The organism is Sulfurovum zhangzhouensis (assembly GCF_030347965.1).
GTDB classification, from domain to species: domain Bacteria; phylum Campylobacterota; class Campylobacteria; order Campylobacterales; family Sulfurovaceae; genus Sulfurovum; species Sulfurovum zhangzhouensis.
In genome coordinates this window covers 398,865-419,299 of the sequence record NZ_JAQIBD010000002.1, presented here as the reverse complement: position 1 = coordinate 419,299, position 20,435 = coordinate 398,865, and the positions used below count along the sequence as shown (strand labels likewise).

Here is a 20,435-nt window from a genome sequence, read left to right as displayed (position 1 = left end):
GTATAGATTTACCAGATACTGTATCCAAGTTTGATATTAAAGGCATTGTGTAAATCATCATCATCAATTTCGTGTCTATAGGATAATGTGGTATACCATTTTTGATCAATCTTATAAAAGAGGATGCCCATTAAAGCTTTTGTTGGGTGTTGCGTAGTGAATTTACTGTCTGCATAGCTATAGGAGATGCTGGCATATAAGTTTTTCGTAAAAAAATGTCCGGTACCTATATAATATGCATTGATGTCCTGTAGCGGCACAGTCTCTTCTATATCATTGATAAAGGTATAGTTAACACCTGCAAGAATGGAATAATCAGAGATAGGATAATAAGAAAGAGAACCATAGAATGTGTAATCGGTTTTATTTCCGACATAGTCATAAGTAGGCAGTTTTATGCCGACTCCCATTCCCAGCTTGAATGTATCATTAAGCTTGAATTTTCGTTTGATCTTGAGGATTGTATCAAGTGTACCGTGTTCTTGATTTGCCATAAAGTACCCTGATCGTATAGAGTAACTCCAGTCATTTTGATAATAACTGATTTGTAGATTTGTAGTATGTTGGGTTTCTCTCCCCAAAATATCTTCATTATTATTAAGCCCGTATCCTAAAATGACATCTAACCCATCATTATCCTCTTCGTCTGGAAGAAACAGTTTATTGGTGGAACAGCCTTCTGCATTTACTTCATCCAAAAAAGGTGTATTACTGCATTGATCTACAGCATCAGGTACTCCATCCATATCCTGATCACTGTTTGGTTGAGCAATAGCAAAAGCAGATAGGATCAATCCTGTCAAAATAGTTCTAATCATCATCATGTTCATTTTCATCCTCAATATGGTCTTCGGTTTCATCTTCTATATGGTCTTCCGTTTCATTTTCAATGTGATCTTCTGTTTCATTTTCAATGTGATCCTCCGCTTCATTTTCTACATGGTCTTCTGTTTCATTTTCAATGTGCTCTTCCGAATCAGCCTCAATATTTGCTTTTATTTCATTTTGTATAGTGTGATCAGTTTTCTCTTCACGCTTCATACGCTTTTTGATATAAGAAAAAGTTCTTTCCTTTTTTGCAGGTTTAGCACCGGAAGCCTGTTTGATCTCTTTGATCACTTGATGGGAGTGTTGGCTGTTTGTAATAGATTTTAATTTGCTTATAGCTGTCATACGTTCTTGATCACGCATGTGCAGGATCTCTTTTTTAAAAGCATTCATCAGTTTAAAACGTTCATGTAGCGGTGCTTTTTGGATCGCTTCAATTTTGTCGTCTATATTTGCATTAAGAGTGGTTGTCGAGAACAGAAATGCACCCAATAGGGATAAAATCAAATGTCTCATTTCTCACCCTTATGTAGATGTTTAAAATCCAATATTACTTTTGTCCCTTTACCTACGTAACTTTCAATATGAAGTATAATATTAAGTTCTCTTGTCAGTTTTTGAACGATAGGAAGACCAAGTCCTATACCGCGGTCCTGTTCTTTATAATAGCGTTGGAGAACTCGTTCAACGTCTTGGATACCTTTACCTGTATCTTCAATGACAACGGAAGTTTTGTTTACTGTCAAGGTCACTTTGCCATGAGGTTTATTATATTTTGCCGCATTGCTTATAAGGTTGTCAAAGATACGTGTAAGCAGCTCTTGATTCGTAGTTTTAACCAGATCATTATGTTCAATATATTCATAGGTAAGTTTAGGATAAATGTTTTGTATGAACTTTAAACGGGTTTGAGCTAATTTCCCTACATCAACACTGCTCTTTTGTGAAGGAGAATTATGTAAAAAACTTTTGAGGTTGTTCTGTAACAATAATAGGGTGTCAATGCTGTGGGAGAGACGTTCTACAAATGGATTTTCGCCTATTTCATCTTTGAACATTTTGATATTCAATAACATAGAAGTGATAGGGGTGTTAAAATCATGTAGGATATCTTTGATAAATTCATCATTGAGTCGTAATGCTTTACGGATCGGTTTGAGACTGTAAAAAGTAAAAAATAAAGCTACTCCCATCAGTAAAATGGTAGCAAGTATAAATTTGATCCACAGCCCTTTTTGTATCTCTTTAATATCCATATAGAGTTTATCCAGAGGATAGGAGATTTTTACATAGAATTTCTTTGATTTTGGGATATGAAAAAAAGCATAGAGCGCTTCTTTTTCGTAGAGTTTATTCAGTACATTATCTTCTTTTGGGACAAAGTCAAAGTGAAACTGTTCACACTCAAAAGAGTAGCTGCATACTTGCATGGTCTTTAGAATGTCTTGATGGTACTCGGTTTTTTCTGTACGGTACAGTTCACTAAATAAAAGGATCAATAGTATCTCTAAAAGAGAAAAAAAGACTAAAAAGTTCTTAAAGAGAGATTCTTTTTCATAACTTTTCAAGGATATAGCCTTTACTTCGAATATTTTTGATATCAATATTGAGTTTCTGTTTTATTTTTGTAATCGCAACCCTTAACGCAGTGTCTGAAGTATGTTCAAGACATTCATAGAGTTCCTCTTTTGTAATGACACTCCCGCAATTGCGTATAAGTTTTTCAAAAATCTTGAGTTGTACATTACCAAGGTCAATAATTTCTCCATCTAGCCTTATGATACGTGAATTTGAATCATATTCCAAATTTTTGTACGCAATAAAATCCTGTGTGAATTTTGCCGCTATCCTGATAAGAAGTTCTTGCGGGTCAAAAGGTTTTTTTATATAATCGATTGCTCCCAATTTAAACCCTTGTGCGATAGAATCCATATCATGCAATGCTGTGATAAAAATAGTAGGCGTAGTATCTTCTGCTTTTCTTAATGACTCAAGAAGGCTCAAACCGTTACCTTGAGGGAAGTTAATATCAAAGAGGTAAAGATCATAGCTATTTGCAAATGTTAGCTCTTCAGCCTCTTCGATACTAAGTGCCGTATCTACAGTATAGTTCTCTTTAGAAAGAAAATATTGTAATGTTTCACTCAATATATGATCATCTTCAAGCAGTAGCAGTCGCATATGACTTTATTCCTTTAAAAAATTTTACTATTTTATCAAAAGCAAATTTAATAGACATTATCTCAAGAGTATTATAGGGGAGAAGAGGAGAATCCGGTCTTGGGTGGAGATTAATCCCCACCCGGTCCATTATGACAATCATAACAACTTACCTGATGACCTTTTGAGAAAGATTTTTCTCCCCATTCTGTAGAGAAAACTCTGCTTGTAAAGGTCTTTGACAGTACAGAACCACGATAATCATCACCGTGACATGCTTTACACTGTCCTGGATTATTTTCTGCAGCATCTTCATGTCCCCCGACCCAGCTTTGTCCAACAGGATGCAGACCATGCGGCCCACCTGTAACCGTCTTTGGTACAGTGGTATGACATGCTGTACATTCAGCAATTGTACCGGTATGGCCTTGTGCTGTGATACTTACGAAGTTGTCTGCTTCATGTGCGGGATAGATGGCATGGGTAGAACCATGACAAGCTTCACACTGCAGATTACCGTGTCCTTTGCTAAAGCGGTAAAGACTTTTACCCGGCATTGGTGTATCCGGATTGGTAGCAAATCTTGTATCTACTGCACTTCTAAGTGTATTGGTCATAGGATCAATTGCACTTGTATGTTGTTGGCCTGCCTGGTGACATGCTTGGCAGTTAGGCTGATCAAGCCAGCCTTCACGGCTTTCATTTCCCACTGCATGCATGGTACCGTGACAGCTTTGGCACTGCATCTTTGCATCACCGTTGCTATCTTTTGCATCACCCATCGCCCCTCTAAGACATTCTGTCTGTGCACCCGGGTGACAAGCGTAACAAGCACTTCTGTTCTCGCTATCACCCAGTTTCATATTGCTGACAGGGTCAGTGACATCCGCATGTTTCCCATGGATGGATTGGGTTAACGCTTTAAGTTCGATACCCACACCCGGTAATGCATTGGATTTGTGACACGCAACACATAGTACAGGTGTGCCTCCTTGCGCAGTAGCTTCCAGACCGTTTGCATCATAGTTATATCCTTTGGCTTGCAATGCATCACTGTTATCACTCACAGCAGTCGGTTGCATCTCATCATGTAAACGCAATATATTGTATTTGTAGTCTTTTTCCTCATCACTATGATTCACCCAGCCTGCATTTGGTTTTGCTGCATCTGTTACACTAGTGCTTGAGTGGCAGCGTTTACAGTCCATTTCATCACTGACAGGAAGAACGGTGTCTACCTGAGCGAGTACATTTCCTGCACTGTCCTTTGCAACTACTTTTACTAGAGGATAATAGTTTTTACTTCCGTCATCATTATAAGGTGTGATAGGAATACCCTCTGCCTGCCACCACTGGTGTGTTTCATTAAACGTCAGTTCTACAGGTGTTTTGCTTGCAGTCGGAAGTCCTGTAAGACCTGTATCCGGTTCAAGTGAAACGCCAAAGAGATCAGCAACATAATCCCAGAAATTTGTTTTTTCTGTTCCATCGGTAGTTTGGAGACTGGTCGTGTTCCATTTGTTATCCGTACCTATTGCTGATTCATATGTGATAATGATCCCTGAGGTGACAAGATCACCATTACGGTCTTTTATCTGTGCATGAAGAGTGTTATACGGAGGAAGGACTGAGAAAACCGAGTAATCATTCCCATCCATACAGTGCATTCCCAGGTCATTCCATGCAGTGAGCATATATTTTGCATCGGTAGTAAATACATCGCCCGGTGCGTTATTGTAGTCATCATCCTCACTATTTGGTGTACCGTCATGATCGTCGTCATCCACACTGTTTGGAAGACCATCTTGATCATCATCATCAACCATATCAGGAATACCATCATGATCGTTATCCTCTTCTATATTAGGAGTACCGTCACGATCATTATCTTCATATGCATTTACAACAGTATCGTTATCATCATCTTCATAGATATCGATTGTTTCATTATGATTACTGTCATAAGGATTATCATCATTACTTACTTGAGCACTCTGTGGGTCTACGTTCACTTCCTGAGGTGTATCATTGACATGGTCTCCATTTTCATCAATGGCCTGACTATACTCCATAGGAAGATCAATATACCCTAGATCGATATCCCCGCTGACTTGAATCGAGTTATTGGAAACATTTTGCGTATCGATAAATACGATATCCGTGATAATCCTATTATCCGGATCATTTTCATTGGTGGTCATTACCAAACGACACTCTGTATCTTCCGGGACACTAAGTGTAAACGGATGCTCAGAAGTACTATTCTGGACGGAATTGGTTGAAGCGTATGTTCCATCTGCACAGAAAGCTTCTATTTTTGTTCCAGGTACTGTTCCGCTTATCGTAGCGGTTTGGGTTCCTGTGTTCTGAACGACACTACTACTACCTCCACACCCTATTAAAAAGGGAATAGCTGCCAGGCTTAAAAGCTGATATTTACTGTACATATTTTTCTCTCCTTATAACAACAGATTCCAAATTCTAACAAGAAGAGCATTACCCGTTTGTTATGTAAGTGTTAGCAGAGTGTTAGCTATAAAAGGACGGTTGAAAGATAAAGCGAGGGAAAATTATGTTTTTGAAAAGGGATATTATAATGAAGCGGTGTATAGTTCATCTGTATTATCTATCACACGCATGGCTTTAACAAATGTTCTGGCATAACTACCGTGTGTGATCGGTGAGATGATAATCCCTTTTTTTCTCGAAGCAGCATGGATAAACTCACCCCCGCCGATATAGATACCTACATGTGTGATCGGGATATTGCGTGTGCGGTCTGTAAGGAAGAAGAGCAGATCACCTTTTCTCAGTTCATCCAAGCTCACTTCTCTTCCCATTTTTGATTGTTCATAGGCAGTACGAGGTAGCTCGATATGATGTTTTTTATAGAGGTATTGTACATACCCCGAGCAGTCAAACCCTTCAGGTGTGGTACCGCCCCATACATATCTGCCCCCTTTATAATATTTGGCATCCTCAAGGATTTGTATGCTTTGATCATCAGTCAGGCTAAAGCTTACTCCCATTTTACGTGCCTGTTCTTTAGCTATGGCAAGATGTTTGGTACGTTCTTTTGCCAGCCAGGCCCTTCGTGCATATGTTTCTACAGAATTAAGCTCATCATAAAGTGCCTGAATAGAGTATTCACTGGTTTTTTGTGTGATTGCAGCATTGTGAGTTGGTTCAAGACGTTTAACTTCTACTGTATTTTTATTTGGATCAGTGATAACAAAAAGACTACCATATCCAACAGAACAGTATAAAGTAATGGAGAGTAAGTACCTCTTCATTTTCTTTTTCCTTGACCTTTTTTTTTAGTATATCAAAATTAGAACTATACTTCCATAGCATTTCCTATCATTTTGTACGATTTAGGCTATAATCTGCTTCATGAATCATATAGTTATCATCGGTGGAGGGGCAAGTGCATTGATGCTGGCTTCTTTACTTCCCCAAAACAGTGCAACCATTATAGAAGCCAATACGAAGCTTGGCGCGAAGATACAGGTCTCAGGAGGAGGCAAGTGTAATATCACCAATCAAGTGATGGATACGGCCTACTATTTAGGTGAAGAGTATTTTATACAACCGGCTTTAGATATGTTTGATGAGAAGATGCTGCTGGAATGGCTGGATAAAAGAGGGCTTAAACCCGTCATCCGTAAAGACACCCAGTATTTCTGTCCTCACTCATCCAAAGAGATCTTGAGTATCTTTCACAATGAAAGCAAAAAACAGAACATTTTACTGGATGAACAGGTCATCAGTGTCGAAAAAAAAGCACAATACTTTGAAGTGAAAACAGATAAAAGAACCTTAAAAGCAGAAAGGGTAGTAGTTGCTTCGGGAGGCTTAAGTTATCCACAGCTAAAAGCCAGCGATATAGGCTATAAGATAGCAGAAGCGTTCGGACATCATATAGTAAAAACCGCACCTGCATTAGTAGGATTAACACTTCAGCCCGAACAGTTTTTTTTCAAAGAACTAGCCGGAGCTTCAACTGAGGTCATGATCACAGTAGGCGAAAAGGTGATTCAAGGTTCACTTCTTTTTGCACATAAAGGTATCAGTGGCCCTGCTGTATTGAATGCTTCTTTATACTGGGAGAAAGGGAAGATCGAGATAGATTTCCTGAGTGGTGTTGATTGGAATGCATTTATGAGAAGCGAAAAAAATATCTCTTCATTGTTACCTATGCCAAAGCGTGTCACAAAGGCATTTTTGCTACAATTAGACCTACAAGACAAACAAGGGAAAAAAGTTACTTCACAAGAATTGGAACGTTTGAAATCGCTTTGTCACTATAGTTTCGCACCTTCGGGTACTTTCGGTTATTCAAAAGCTGAGGTAACCAAAGGCGGAGTCTCTGTAGATCAAGTGAATGCTTATACAATGATGAGTGAAAAGCAGGAAGGACTTTACTTTATCGGTGAAGTTCTGGATGTAACAGGGAGACTTGGCGGATATAATTTTCAGTGGGCATTTTCAAGTGCATATATCTGCTGCCAACATCTCATTAATGAATAAAAATCAGAGGGAATTAATGAAAATCAGATTATTAGTAGGGTTGTTAGTTGCCGTCATTATGAATGGCTGTGTCGATACACCGGATGAAGAGGGATGGAAATCTGCACAAAAAAAGGAATTTCTGCAGATACTCGAAGAAGATAGATATGCATCGGTCTGTGATCAGCAGGCACTTTATGAAAAAGTTAAAAAGACAGGAAACTCCAAGCTGATGAGTAAGCTGCTCTTAAAATATACAGATAATCTTGCCAATAGTTGTATCGATCTAAAAAACTTCAATGAGGTTCAAGAAGCTAAAAAAGAGAAGAAGATTGAATCACACTATGATATCTATCTTCAAAAAGTAGATAAAAAACAGGTGTTGACACAGCTCAAGGCCGGACAGTCGATAAAAAGTATTCTGAAGCCTTATGTACCGGAAACTGAACAGTTTGCAAAACTGGTCAAAACATACAATACATTAAAAAATAAAGAGGGAGTAACACCAAAACAGCTCCGTACGATCCGTCTCAATATTGAAAGAACCAAGATCATGCGTCAAGACTTGGGAGAAGATTATGCATTGGTAAACATTCCTGAGTTTAAAGTACGTATCAAAAAAGGCGATCAAACAACAATGAAATTCGGTGTCATTGTAGGGAAAAAAAATCTGCAAACTCCAATTTTTGCAGAGCCGATGCAGTATATCACGCTTAACCCGCAGTGGGGAGTACCTGATAGTATCGCAAGAAATGAGATCATACCTAAACTACTCAAGGACCCCGCTTATCTAGCGCGTAACAACATGGTAATCCGTCGTGACTACAATTTGGAATCTAAAGATGTTTCAGTCAATGATATTGACCTTACTGCCTATAAGGGTGGTAAAGGGGAAGTACCGTTCAAGTTTATTGAAAAACCATCTGAACGTAATGTATTGGGACGTATCAAATTTATATTCCCGAATAGACATTCAGTTTATATGCATGATACGCAGGCTAAGTCTCTCTTTAAACGTCAAGTACGTACTTTTAGTCACGGTTGCGTCAGGTTGGAAAAACCAAACGATATGTTGATTCATATTGCAAAAAACTTTACGAGTGAGACTAAAGAAAGTATAATGGACAAATACAGCTCACTTAAAACGCATCATATTGTTTTAAAGAAAAAATTGATGGTACATACGGCATATCTTACAAGTTACGTAGATACAAATGGGAAACTGTCAATGTTTAATGATATCTATGGATTTGATAGAGATCAAAAGCTGAACTTTTAATATTTAAGGTAGAAAATGAAAGAGTATAAGGCAGTTATTTATCAAGAAGGAATGCTTGGGTCATTACTTCTTGGAGAATCGAAGATCAATCCTGTACGTTTCTCAGCGTTTCTTAATGCCAATGCAAAAGATGGCTGGGAAGTAGTAACGATGGAAAAAGATATTCGTAGAATGCTGCTTTTCTTTAAAAGAGAAGGTTATGTTGTCATTATGCAGAGGGAGAGAGGATAAATGAAAGTCATGAAAATTGCAAGCATCATTAGCGGTGTGGTATTTGTACTCTATGCAATACTTCTTTTGGCTCAACTTTGGGCTAATGTAGTAAGCTGGGCTGTTTTTGTAAAACTTACTATTACTGCAGGAGTGGTCATTATAGTAACTTTCGGTATTGCGATGCTTTACAGAGAGTATGTTGAAGAGAAAAGTATGAAGGATGATAAGTATATAGACTAGTTTTTAGTATAATTTCTTGTTAAAGTTGATCAGAAATATTATTTGTCCAAAGGGGAATGGATGTTAAAAATTAAAATCTTGCTTCTAGTTATTTCCGGTTTTTTATTTGGTGCATCTAATGATGCATATACGCATGTACAAATTTGTAAAGCAGCCCTCTCTTCTATCATGGGAGTTGATATTGCAGCTATTGAAACGCAAAAAGGGAAGGACGGGATCGTTTATCTTCATTATCGTATAGAAGGTGAAAATGACCGGTTTGATTATAAGTGCAGACTGGAAGGCAGCAAGGTGATTTGGGGTTCTGCAAATGGACGTTGGAGGACCAAAAAAAGTGATGCCATGATCACTTTCCAGGTCCGTGACGGTAGTGTAACGATCAAAGAACGTTATAATGATGAACTGAGATCTCAAGGGACTAAAACAACCTTCCCCCTTTCTAAACTTTAAGTTTTTAGATAAAAAGATTGCTATGGCTTGAAGTGTATAGCATAAGTGCCGTTATGATAAAATACTCCAATTTTATTGAACGGTAAACTATGGCATCAAAAGAGATCATCTACAACAATCAACCATTTCAACTCTCCTATGAACTACTTAACCCTTCAGCAAACGATGCGATTTTGATTTTGCATGGCTGGGGCAGCAACAAAGAGATCATGAAGCAGGCCTTCGGGAAAACACTATCAGAGTATAAACATATCTATCTGGATATGCCGGGATTTGGTAAGAGCAGTAATGAGATAATCCTTACTACAGAAGATTACGGCAAGATAGTAAACCTGTTTTTGAAAGCACTGGGGATTACACCAAAGATCGCTATGGGGCACTCTTTTGGCGGCAAGGTAGCAACACTGTTGAATACACCGTGTCTTGTCCTGCTTTCAAGTGCAGGTGTAGTAACAGAGAAACCATGGTCTGTGAAAGTAAAGATCGCTACATTTAAAATGCTGAAACCGCTTGGGTTCAAGAAACTCAGGGATATCTTCCGCTCAGCCGATGTAACCGGTATGAGTCATGAAATGTATGAGACCTTTAAAAACGTGGTTGATGAGGATTTTGAGCATGAGTTTGCAAGAAGCCGATCAAAAGCACTCTGTTTTTGGGGTAAAGAAGATACGGCTACACCGCTTTATACAGGCGAGAAGATTGCAGGATTGATCTCTAATAGCAAGTTTTATCCGCTTGATGGGGACCACTACTTTTTTTTACAGCATAAAGACTTTATCGAACAAACCATCATAAAAGAATGTAAGGAACAAAACGAATGTTAATACTCAATACTATTGCCTATCTACTTTTTATTGCTGCCATTGGATATTATTTTATCACAAACCTGCAGTGGTACAGTTATAAGCTTGAACGTGTGATCTTTCACCATACCAAGACATGGTGGCATTTTGTTTACTTTTTGATACCCTTTGCGCTCTATGCATTGATAGAGAGTGTGAGTGAATTTGGATTTGTGGTCACACTTGCTTATTTGCCGCTGCTTTATGTATGGTATAAAGGACTTGATAAACCACTGGTGTTTACAGGCAGGGTAAAACGGTTTTATGCAGCTTTGTTCTTGTTTGCGATCTTTATTGCAGTGGCATTTAAACACTTTGGTGTAATAGTTCCGCTTTTCTTAGCGTATTTCGTTTCTATGTTTATTGAGAAGATGCTTTTTGAAGGCTTTAAGCGTAAAGCAGAACAGAAGCTTGAAAGCATGGAAGATATGATCGTTGTAGGGATTACAGCAAGTTACGGTAAGACCAGCATAAAGAACTTTGTTGCCCATATCCTTACAACAAAGTATAAAACTTATGCGACACCGCGTTCAGTGAATACACTTGGCGGTGTAATGAAAGATGTCAATGACGATCTTCCTGCTGATACTGAAGTTTATGTCGTGGAAATGGGAGCAAGAGGAGAAGGGGATATCAAAGAGATCACCACTTTTGTCAACCCGCATTATGTTGTTGTCGGAAAGATAGGACCTGCACATATTGAGTATTTTAAGACACTGGAGAATATCCGTAATACAAAAATGGAGATCTTGTTTAGCAAGCGTTTGAAGAGTGCATGGGTACATGAGAGTGCGATGGTGAAACCTGAGGAAAATGTGCATACCTTTGGAAGCAAGGAAAACCTGAATATCAGGACTGTACTTCCAGCTCCACAGGCTGTCATCGAAGATGTAAAAGCGACACTGAACGGTACAAGTTTTACACTTGATGGGGTACGCTATGAAGCAAACATTCTTGGTGCATTCAACGCGATCAATCTTGCTGCATCCGTACAGATCGCCAAAGAGCTTGGGCTGAGCACAGAGCAGATACAAGAGGGACTATCTACCTTAAAGCCTGTAGCACACAGACTTCAACGTATCGATGCCGGCGGCAAGGTGATACTTGATGACAGCTTCAACGGGAACATTGATGGGATGATGGCTTCATTTGATCTGGCAAAGAGTTATGAGGGAAGGAAAGTACTCATCACACCTGGACTTGTGGAAGTGGACGATGCCCTTAATGTGCAGGTTGCACAAAGAGCCAATGAAATCTTTGACAAAGTGATCGTTACAGGTGATCTTAACTACCCGATCTTCAAAGAACATGTTGATGCGGGTAAACTGGGAAAACTGGAGAGTAAAGCGCAGATGGAGCAGATGTTGATAGAAGAGACCAGGGCAGGTGACCTGATACTCTTTGCCAACGATGCGCCAAGCTTCGTTTAGTCCTCTCCCATCTTTTTCAAAAAGAGCTCATGATTCGGGCTCTTGATCGTAACCCCTTCTATGCCGTATTTTTCTTCTTCTTTGATACTGAATCCCTCTTTGAGCAGCTGATGCAGACGTACGCTTACCCATGTATGTAGTGTTTCTCGGCACCCCATTCGTGTAGTCATCAATGCAGGTACAGAGATATTTTCTTCATTGTGTTTGATTAATATGCCGTTCATTTGATTACATGCATCAAATCCTGAGAGTTTCATATCATCAAGGTCAAGATCGAGTATGGCTCTGGCTTGACGTATATCCTTACCATCCATCACACGAATATGCCAGTTTCCGTTAAATTCATTTTGTAAGATACTGCGGTTGATATCTTTGAACGTTTGGACTATCTTTAAAGGGAATGAAGAGATGTTTTTATGATAGGTATCATTTGATTCACTGTAAACTAAAATAGTAAGAGCAACTGTAACCAGTAGCGATCTTTTGAGCATCGAAAGTACCCTCTATAATCTGATTTTCGATAGTATATATGCAAGAATGATCAATGGAGTATCTATGCGCGTAATTTTACTGATATTTTTCTCAACACTGTTACTTTTCTCTTCAGAGTTGAAACTTACGCAAAAACAGGCAGACTTTATCGCAAAGAAAGTTTGGCTAAATGAAGGTGCAGGGCTGGATAAGTATCTAATACATTGGAATGAGGGAGAGGATTTTGCTTCACTGGGGATCGGCCACTTTATCTGGTTTAGCAAAGGACATACCGAGCGTTTTAGAGAAGTTTTCCCTATGGTACTAGCCTTTATGGAGGAACGAAATGTGGTTATGCCCGAGTGGCTTAACTCCAAAACTCCACTTCCATGGAACTCCAAGGCCGAGTTCTACCGTGCAAAAAGTGCCAACAGCAAAAAATACCGTGAACTTTTTGCCTTTCTGAAACGTACGATGCCTTATCAGGCTGAATTTATGGCATCAAGGCTTAGTCATGCACTGCCGGATATGATCAGTACCATCGAAAATGAGAAAAAGCAGCAGCGTATCAAAAGACGTTTTGAAAAGATTCTTTATCATAAAGATGGAAGCATCGATGAGAGAGGGCTGTATATCTTGCTGGACTACACCAACTTCAAAGGCGAGGGGACACTTGAGAGTGAACGTTACAAGGGGCAGGGATGGGGACTGCTGCAGGTACTTGAACATATAGATGAAAAAGCGCCGAACAAATATAAAGCTTTTTCAGATGCTGCCAAAGCAATGCTCAGCAGACGTATCAAAAACTCTCCGCCACAAAGAGGTGAAGAACGCTGGCGTAAAGGCTGGAATGTAAGGCTGGATACCTACTGGAGATGAAGTTTTCCATGTAAACAGAAAACAAAGTTTATGGTATAGTTTTTTATAAATAGCACTGTAGGTTGTATATCATGATGTTAGAGAAGTTTTATACTGATGATGCATATATTCTAGATGAACACGGTAATAAAAGTGGACCATATAAAACAAGGTTTGGCAGTGGTAAGACACTGACCTTTTTAGATGAAATGTTAGAAATCGTTGTAGATACCGGTTATCAGATTATAAGACCGCTTGATGACGGTAGTGAAATGGTTTTTAATGTCATTGCGTATGATTTTCAAGAAAAGATCAATAGAATTCCTCCTCAACATATATTAAAAATCGAAAACGCATATGAACCCCATGTAGAAACAGAACCTGTTCGAAAAAATGTTGATGATTTCAATGTGTTTCAAGCAGAAGACAATAAAGTGATAAACATTCCGGACTCTTTAATCGAACTTATAGAGAGAATAAACGCTAGTGACTGCACCCTTGAAGAAAAAGAGGAAGCTAAAAGTGTGATAAAAAAGCTTCTGGAGAACCCAACTGTATCAGCGATACTGAAGGATGCAGCATCAGGACTATTGCTTTTACTCGATTAAATGATATATGTATAGTACCATTGTATACACAGTGGTGACTTTTTCAAATCGTATGTATAAAATATATACATACAAAAATGTCAATGTATTTTTATAATGGTTAATTTTTAATCACTTTTTTAAATAATCGATACATTTCTTATGATAATATTTTGACGGATTTATACAGGTAGGAAGAAACAAGATTATTTCTATAATTATTTTCTTTTCTATAGTGAGATCAGGTTAACAGTAATGATGCTGCTTGAATAAAGTTCATATTTAAATAAATATTATTAAGTAATAAAAAATATTTAAATTATATTTAATATTACTTTCATTTATTTAAAAGTAATAATTTATTACTATATCCGTTCTTTTATAACAGGTAGGGAGGAACAGTATTATTGCTGTAACCGTATGGTTAATATAGAGATAATCTTTACTGCAATGATGCTGCTACTTGAATAAAAATTTATCATAAAAAAATAAATGTCTTAAATTACTTGTCAATGTAACATTAATTTATTACAAAATAGTAACTTATGACATTAAATGTTCCATTTTAAAAAGAGGAAAATAAAAAGGAGACAACAATGTTACGTCCACATCCGACTAACAAAGAGATCAAACTGAGTTCAAAGGACATGCTGGTCAGTAAAACAGACCAGAGAGGTGTAATAACATACGGAAACAATAAGTTCGTAGAGGTTTCTGGATATAAAGAGAATGAGCTTATCGGTTCTCCACACAGTATTCTTAGACACCCTGATATGCCAAAAGCTGTTTTTTATCTTATGTGGGAAAGTATAAAAAGTGGTAAAAATATTATGGCTGTTGTCAAAAACATGGCAAAAAACGGTGATCACTACTGGGTAACGACCGACTTTGATATCCAAAGAGACAGAGAAGGAAAGATCCGTAACTATATTGCCTATAGACAAGCAGCACCAAAAAATGTAATCAAAGAGATAGAGCCGCTCTATCAAAAAATGCTGGAGATAGAAAATACACATGGTATGGATGCTTCGATTGAGTATTTGGAAGCTTATCTTGAAGAGAAAGGTAAGAGTTACAATCAATATATTGAAGAGTTAGCAAAGCCAAAGGGTATCACCGGTACATTGTTTGAAACAATGAAGAAGATGTTTGCATAAGCAGGTTCTTTGACTTAATTTTCAGTATTCTTTTTATTCCACATTTACACATGTGGAATAAAACTGGAATTATCCTTTATTCAATCCACATTTTTCCACAAAATAACAAAATTTCATTAGCCTTTTCATGAAACGTTACATTCCATATTTATACTATAGTGTCCCATTTATTACAGCTTGTGAGCAACAATATCATAGCTGTCACTGCATAGTGTCAACTTGAAGATCAATTTTACCGTAGTGATATTACGTGAATATAATTTATGACTTGTAAGAAGAACAATAATAATAATAATAAGTAATAAATAATAATTATTAAATAATAAAAATTATTCTAAGTTATTTTTAATATAACATTAATTTATTACAAAGTTATAACTTCTTATAATAATTTTCCATTTTAAAAAAGGAAAAATAAAAGGAGACAACAATGTTACGTCCACATCCAACTAACAAGGAAATCAAACTTGGTGCAAAGGATATGTTGGTCAGTAAAACAGACCAGAGAGGTATAATAACATACGGAAACAATAAGTTCGTAGAAGTTACGGGCTATAAGGAGAATGAGTTAATCGGTTCTCCGCATAATATTTTAAGAAACCCTGATATGCCAAAAGCTGTTTTTTATCTTATGTGGGAAAGTATAAAAAACGGTAAAAACATTATGGCTGTTGTCAAAAACATGGCAAAAAACGGTGATCACTACTGGGTAACAACCGACTTCGATATTCAAAGAGACAGAGAAGGAAAGATCCGTAACTACATTGCGTATAGACATGCCGCACCTAAAAATGTAGTGAAAGAGATTGAGCCGCTCTATCAAAAAATGTTGGAGATTGAAAATGCACATGGCATGGATGCTTCGATTGAATACCTCGAAGGGTATCTTGAAGAGAAGAATATGAGTTACAATCAATATATTGAAGACTTGGCGAAGCCAAAAGGTATCACCGGATCACTGTTTGAAACAATGAAGAAGATGTTTGCATAAGCAGGTTCTTTGACTTAACTGTCAGGATTCTTTCCCCTTCCATATTGGTAGTCATGGAAGGGAATTAGAATCTTTTTTCTAAATAAATCTACATATTTCTGTTCTCAACAAAATAACAAAATATCATCACTTTATTTGTTTTTTTACTATTTAACATGTACTCATCTATTACAGCAATGATTTTAAATATATAGATGGATATGAAGTAGATATAGGGTAAAATCATCTCAATGAACATAATGGACAATAAACAACGATGACAGAAAGTCTAAAAATCTCATATTATCTTGATCGACTCTCAAAACATAGCGGTATTTTGGCAGCTATACTGGTTGTGGCTCTTTCTCTTCTTGTAGTTTATGATGCAGCGATGCGTTATATATTCAGCTCAGGCTCTATCGCACTGCAGGAAGTGGAATGGCATCTTTTTGATATCATTTTTCTTTTGGGACTGACTTATGCGCTTAAACACGATAAACATGTGAGAGTGGATATCTTCTTTGATCGATACAGTCCTGAGACCAAAGCTGTCGTACAGATATTGTCTCAGCTGCTGCTGGTGATCCCGTTTTCACTGCTTTTTATGTATGATGCGTATGATATGACCTATCAAAGCTATATTCAGCAGGAGGTTTCATCTGATCCGGGTGGTCTGACGCATCGGTGGTTGATCAAAGGGATGCTGGTAGTAGCATTTGTACTCCTTGTTATGCAGGCACTTAGTGAGATCTTTAAAGCGTACGGCAGGTTGCAGGAGAAGCGTTTGCTATGGCGATCATTGGCAGTTATCGCAGTCTTGGGTATGCTTGTATATACGGCATGGTATTATCGTATGGCATATTGGATCGATCCTGTGATCTTGTTGTTTGCTTTGACGTTATTTTTACTAATGAGTGGATTTCCGGTGGCTTTTGTCTTTGCCGGTGTGGCACTCTTTTTTGCACTGATCACCGATGAGCTTGGACTGCATGTACTGGAGATGCTTCCTTATAGAACATATGGGATCATGGGCAATGTCACGCTGATGGCAGTACCGCTTTTTATCTTTATGGGACTCATTCTGGAAAAATCCAAGATGGCAGAAGGCCTGCTTATCTCAATGGGAAAGCTCTTTGGTAGAATAAGAGGCGGTCTTGCGGTCTCGGTGGTACTTGTGGGAGCGATATTGGCTGCAAGTACAGGAATTGTCGGTGCATCAGTTGTGATGATGAGCTTGATCGCACTGCCGTTGATGCTGAAGCAGAACTATTCACCGGCACTTGCTTCCGGAAGTATCGCAGCAAGCGGTACACTGGGGCAGTTGATCCCGCCTTCGATCGTCCTTATCATACTAGGTGATCAGATGCATCTTTCAGTAGGGGATCTTTTCAAAGCTGCAGTGGTCCCGGGTCTGATCTTGATCGGACTATATATCCTTTATATACTGATCGTTTCATTTTTGAACAAAGAAGTAGCACCTGCGATCATTTCTGATGAATCTTACAGTGTGGTACTGCAAGAAGCGATTAAAGAGATCATACCGCCGCTACTACTTATAGGGGTAGTACTTGGGTCTATCTTTGCTGGAATTGCATCACCTACTGAATCTGCAGCCATTGGGGTGATGGGTGCGGTACTCCTAGCAGTAGGAAAGAAGAGTTTTTCGGTAGAGATGTTACGTTATGCAGCCATAGAAACAGTGAAATTGACTGCAATGATCTTTATGATCCTGATTGGTGCTACGGCATTCTCTCTGGTTTTTAATGAACTTGGCGGCGGAGATATGGCAATGGAGTTCTTTGCGGGCGATATGGCAGATAAGTGGATGTTCATATTGATCGCAATGTTAGTGATCTTTATTCTGGGATTCTTTATTGACTTTATTGAAATCGCTTTTGTTGTAGTACCGATACTTGTGCCTATTGTAGCTTCATTCGGGATCGATCCTGTGTGGTTCGCTATTCTTATCGCAATGAATTTGCAGGCATCTTTCCTGACTCCGCCTTTTGGATTTGCACTCTTTTATCTGAAAGGTGCAGCAGGAGATAAAGTAACTACAGCTGCGATATATAAAGGAGTAATACCATTTATTATATTGCAGCTTGCAGCACTGTTGATTATCGTACTTTTTCCTGATCTGATTTATTTGCTGGGAAAATGATTTCCTTATTTTTTGTGAAGTTTTTGCTACAATAGATAAAGTGAAGGAGAGAACATGACACCACGCGAAGCGATAGCATCATTACGAAAACAGATGAACGAGAGGATTATCGGTCAAGAGAAGGTCATAGATCGTTTCATCCTGGGATTATTGGCTAGTGGTAATGTATTGGTAGAAGGATTACCCGGGCTTGCCAAGACACAGACGGTCCGTGCGATGTCTGACGTGATCGATGCCAAGTTCTCTCGTATACAGTTCACGCCTGACCTCCAGCCTTCAGATGTCTTAGGATATGAAAAGGTCTTTGAAGTTGAGGGAAAACCTGTATTGCACCTGGAGAAGGGCGCAATTTTTGGGAATATTATCCTGGCTGATGAGATCAACCGTGCGCCTGCCAAAGTGCAATCGACTATGCTTGAAGCAATGGAAGAAAAGCAGGTAACAATCGCTGGAAAGACCTATCCGCTTCCAGAGCTTTTTATCGTTCTGGCAACACAGAACCCTATCGAACAAGAGGGTACTTTCCCTCTCCCTGAAGCTCAGAAAGACAGATTTTTGATGCATGTAAATATCGATTATGTAGATTCGGCTTCAGAGTATCAGATACTTGAGTTGGCACACAATAAGCGGTTGAAAACAGAGTTAAAAGAAGAGCCAAAAGTTCCCCAGGAGTTGATCTTGGCTGCACGTAATGAGCTGGAACGTATAGAGCGTAGTGAAGAGATAGGAAAGTATATTGTCGAGTTGGTTTTTGCAACACGTTATCCTCTTCGTTATCAGAGTAAACAGCTTGAAATGCTGATTGAAGTTGGGGTCAGTCCAAGAGGTACGATGGCTTTGGACCTATGTGCAAGAGTCCATGCTTGGATGCAGGGAAGAGATCAAGTGGCTGTTACTGATGTCAAACAGGTGATTCATGATGTTTTTCGTCACCGTATTATCCCGACTGAGCATGCTAAATTCAATGACTTTACGAATGATAAGATCGTTGATATCGTACTGGAGCATGTACCTGCACCTGAAATGTAAATTTTGTTAAAATAAGATATGCAAAACGAAATAATAGAATTTAAACAATCCACGATGGACAATCTAAAACTTTACAGTGAGCTGCTTGGTAAAGATATCAATACAATGCTTGAAGAAGCTTTAGAGCTCTACTTTGAGGCACAACAGAAAAGACTGCAAGAAAAGAATCATGATGATGAGAATATGATGACCAACCTTGACTTTGATGAGTTCTGGGACGGTGTGGATCTCTAAGTGACACTGCACAGACTCTCTGAAGTACTAAATAGTGAGTTATCTGATCTTAGCTACCTTGGTAATGGACAGATTGGAGATATCTATCTAGCACAGCTTGAAGATCGTCCTGTTGTGATAAAGACCACAGCAGATGATAGAGATGATCTGCTGATAGAAGCACAGATGCTGCAGGATTTGTCAAAAAACGGGTTGCGTGTTCCGGAGGTGATCGCCTCAACAAAAGCAGCACTGGTGCTTGAGTATATCAAGCCGTACGGCAATACCGGTTATGATAAGGAGAGTGAAGCTGCCAAGGCGATAGCTTCATTACACCAAGTCAGTAACGAAAGCCGAATGTATGGTTACTACTACAATACATCGATCGCCTCTTTCCCGCAAAATAACGAACAGACGCAATACAACTGGGGACTTTTCCTATCACAGATGCGTATCCTCCCAATGGCAAAACTATGTTATGACAGGGGTGTCTTGGAAAAGTCTCTGTTGGATCGGCTTGAGACATTGTGTAACGGACTCTATAGACGTATCGATATGAGCTTGATCACACCTTCTTTACTGCATGGGGATATATGGAGCGGGAATATCATTTATGAAAAAAGCGGAGTGTGTTTCATTGATCCGGCAATCTACTTTGGGGATAAAGAGATGGAGCTTGCCTTTATCATGCTTTTTCATACCTTCGGGGAACGTTTTTTTGATGAGTATACCAAGCTACACCCTTTAAGCGAGGATTTCTATGAGACCAAAGTAGCACTCTACCAGATATACCCGCTTTTGGTGCATGTGGCACTTTATGGAGGAGGATATGTCAGTGAGCTTAAACAGAGGCTTGAGATACTAAAAGTATAGTTATTATAGATGCAGAAATAAAATAGCATCAATTTATTGGGTTAAGAATTATTTAAATAAATTGTATATTTTTTATACAATAGAATGATGTATTGATAGTATTAAATGTATTATAATGACTTTAACGAAACTATATAAGAGGTATAAAAAACCTCACATTGTCAC

The 20,435-nt window shown here is 38.5% G+C and carries 22 protein-coding genes; 15 read left to right on the top strand and 7 right to left on the bottom strand.

Going from position 1 to position 20,435, the window contains the following annotated elements:
- Positions 1–8: 8 nt before the first annotated feature.
- From PGH07_RS07305 to PGH07_RS07280, 6 genes are all read right to left on the bottom strand, one after another.
- Positions 9–830, bottom strand: coding sequence for a hypothetical protein (locus PGH07_RS07305; protein WP_289413716.1), 822 nt, complete (start codon positions 828–830; stop codon positions 9–11).
- The gene (locus tag PGH07_RS07300; protein ID WP_289413715.1) at positions 811–1,344 is read right to left on the bottom strand and encodes a hypothetical protein; all 534 of its coding nucleotides are present in this window, start codon (positions 1,342–1,344) and stop codon (positions 811–813) included. The genes PGH07_RS07305 and PGH07_RS07300 overlap by 20 nt, the downstream gene beginning before the upstream one ends.
- Positions 1,341–2,396: a sensor histidine kinase gene (locus PGH07_RS07295; protein WP_289413713.1), complete on the bottom strand. Its 1,056-nt coding sequence runs from the start codon at positions 2,394–2,396 to the stop codon at positions 1,341–1,343. Before PGH07_RS07295 ends, PGH07_RS07300 begins: the two co-directional genes overlap by 4 nt.
- Positions 2,383–3,009, bottom strand: a complete 627-nt coding sequence (locus PGH07_RS07290) for a response regulator transcription factor (RefSeq protein ID WP_289413711.1) — start codon at positions 3,007–3,009, stop codon at positions 2,383–2,385. The genes PGH07_RS07295 and PGH07_RS07290 overlap by 14 nt, the downstream gene beginning before the upstream one ends.
- A 110-nt stretch (positions 3,010–3,119) precedes the next feature.
- On the bottom strand, positions 3,120–5,435 hold the full coding sequence (locus PGH07_RS07285; protein ID WP_289413710.1) for a hypothetical protein: 2,316 nt from the start codon (positions 5,433–5,435) through the stop codon (positions 3,120–3,122).
- Positions 5,436–5,579: 144 nt separating this feature from the next.
- Positions 5,580–6,281 (bottom strand): C40 family peptidase, encoded by a 702-nt coding sequence (locus PGH07_RS07280; protein ID WP_289413709.1) that lies wholly within the window; start codon positions 6,279–6,281, stop codon positions 5,580–5,582.
- A 100-nt stretch (positions 6,282–6,381) separates the two neighbouring features.
- On the opposite strand from PGH07_RS07280, the gene PGH07_RS07275 reads away from it, so the two are divergent.
- From PGH07_RS07275 to PGH07_RS07245, 7 genes are all read left to right on the top strand, one after another.
- Positions 6,382–7,518, top strand: coding sequence for a BaiN/RdsA family NAD(P)/FAD-dependent oxidoreductase (locus tag PGH07_RS07275; RefSeq protein WP_289413708.1), 1,137 nt, complete (start codon positions 6,382–6,384; stop codon positions 7,516–7,518).
- 16 nt (positions 7,519–7,534) lie between these two features.
- Positions 7,535–8,776, top strand: coding sequence for a L,D-transpeptidase family protein (locus PGH07_RS07270; protein WP_289413707.1), 1,242 nt, complete (start codon positions 7,535–7,537; stop codon positions 8,774–8,776).
- A 15-nt stretch (positions 8,777–8,791) separates the two neighbouring features.
- Positions 8,792–9,007 carry a DUF4177 domain-containing protein gene (locus tag PGH07_RS07265; protein WP_289413705.1) on the top strand — a complete coding sequence of 72 codons (216 nt, stop codon included), beginning with the start codon at positions 8,792–8,794 and terminating at the stop codon, positions 9,005–9,007.
- Positions 9,008–9,229, top strand: a complete 222-nt coding sequence (locus PGH07_RS07260; RefSeq protein ID WP_289413704.1) for a hypothetical protein — start codon at positions 9,008–9,010, stop codon at positions 9,227–9,229.
- Between the two features lie 60 nt (positions 9,230–9,289).
- Complete coding sequence (locus PGH07_RS07255) at positions 9,290–9,679, top strand: hypothetical protein (protein ID WP_289413703.1); 390 nt, start codon at positions 9,290–9,292, stop codon at positions 9,677–9,679.
- A gap of 89 nt (positions 9,680–9,768) precedes the next feature.
- On the top strand, positions 9,769–10,503 hold the full coding sequence (estV, locus tag PGH07_RS07250) for an EstV family lipase (protein WP_289413702.1): 735 nt from the start codon (positions 9,769–9,771) through the stop codon (positions 10,501–10,503).
- Positions 10,497–11,951, top strand: coding sequence for a Mur ligase family protein (locus PGH07_RS07245; RefSeq protein WP_289413701.1), 1,455 nt, complete (start codon positions 10,497–10,499; stop codon positions 11,949–11,951). The genes estV and PGH07_RS07245 overlap by 7 nt, the downstream gene beginning before the upstream one ends.
- Here PGH07_RS07245 and PGH07_RS07240 read toward each other — a convergent pair.
- On the bottom strand, positions 11,948–12,442 hold the full coding sequence (locus tag PGH07_RS07240) for an META domain-containing protein (protein WP_289413700.1): 495 nt from the start codon (positions 12,440–12,442) through the stop codon (positions 11,948–11,950). The two genes, PGH07_RS07245 and PGH07_RS07240, sit on opposite strands and share 4 nt — an antisense overlap.
- 64 nt (positions 12,443–12,506) lie before the next feature.
- Here PGH07_RS07240 and PGH07_RS07235 point away from each other — a divergent pair, with 64 nt between their 5' ends.
- From PGH07_RS07235 to PGH07_RS07195, 8 genes are all read left to right on the top strand, one after another.
- Positions 12,507–13,301 (top strand): hypothetical protein, encoded by a 795-nt coding sequence (locus PGH07_RS07235; RefSeq protein ID WP_289413699.1) that lies wholly within the window; start codon positions 12,507–12,509, stop codon positions 13,299–13,301.
- A 71-nt stretch (positions 13,302–13,372) separates the two neighbouring features.
- Entirely contained in the window at positions 13,373–13,888 is a 516-nt protein-coding gene (locus tag PGH07_RS07230) for a hypothetical protein (protein WP_289413698.1), read from the top strand.
- A gap of 575 nt (positions 13,889–14,463) precedes the next feature.
- The gene (locus PGH07_RS07225; protein ID WP_289413697.1) at positions 14,464–15,024 is read left to right on the top strand and encodes a PAS domain-containing protein; all 561 of its coding nucleotides are present in this window, start codon (positions 14,464–14,466) and stop codon (positions 15,022–15,024) included.
- 430 nt (positions 15,025–15,454) lie between these two features.
- On the top strand, positions 15,455–16,015 hold the full coding sequence (locus tag PGH07_RS07220) for a PAS domain-containing protein (protein WP_289413696.1): 561 nt from the start codon (positions 15,455–15,457) through the stop codon (positions 16,013–16,015).
- 256 nt (positions 16,016–16,271) lie between these two features.
- The gene (locus tag PGH07_RS07210; protein ID WP_353049832.1) at positions 16,272–18,155 is read left to right on the top strand and encodes a TRAP transporter large permease subunit; all 1,884 of its coding nucleotides are present in this window, start codon (positions 16,272–16,274) and stop codon (positions 18,153–18,155) included.
- A 54-nt stretch (positions 18,156–18,209) separates the two neighbouring features.
- Positions 18,210–19,184: an AAA family ATPase gene (locus PGH07_RS07205; protein WP_289413694.1), complete on the top strand. Its 975-nt coding sequence runs from the start codon at positions 18,210–18,212 to the stop codon at positions 19,182–19,184.
- An 18-nt stretch (positions 19,185–19,202) separates the two neighbouring features.
- Positions 19,203–19,418, top strand: coding sequence for a hypothetical protein (locus tag PGH07_RS07200; RefSeq protein ID WP_289413693.1), 216 nt, complete (start codon positions 19,203–19,205; stop codon positions 19,416–19,418).
- Entirely contained in the window at positions 19,419–20,270 is an 852-nt protein-coding gene (locus tag PGH07_RS07195) for a fructosamine kinase family protein (RefSeq protein ID WP_289413692.1), read from the top strand.
- Positions 20,271–20,435: the final 165 nt, after the last annotated feature.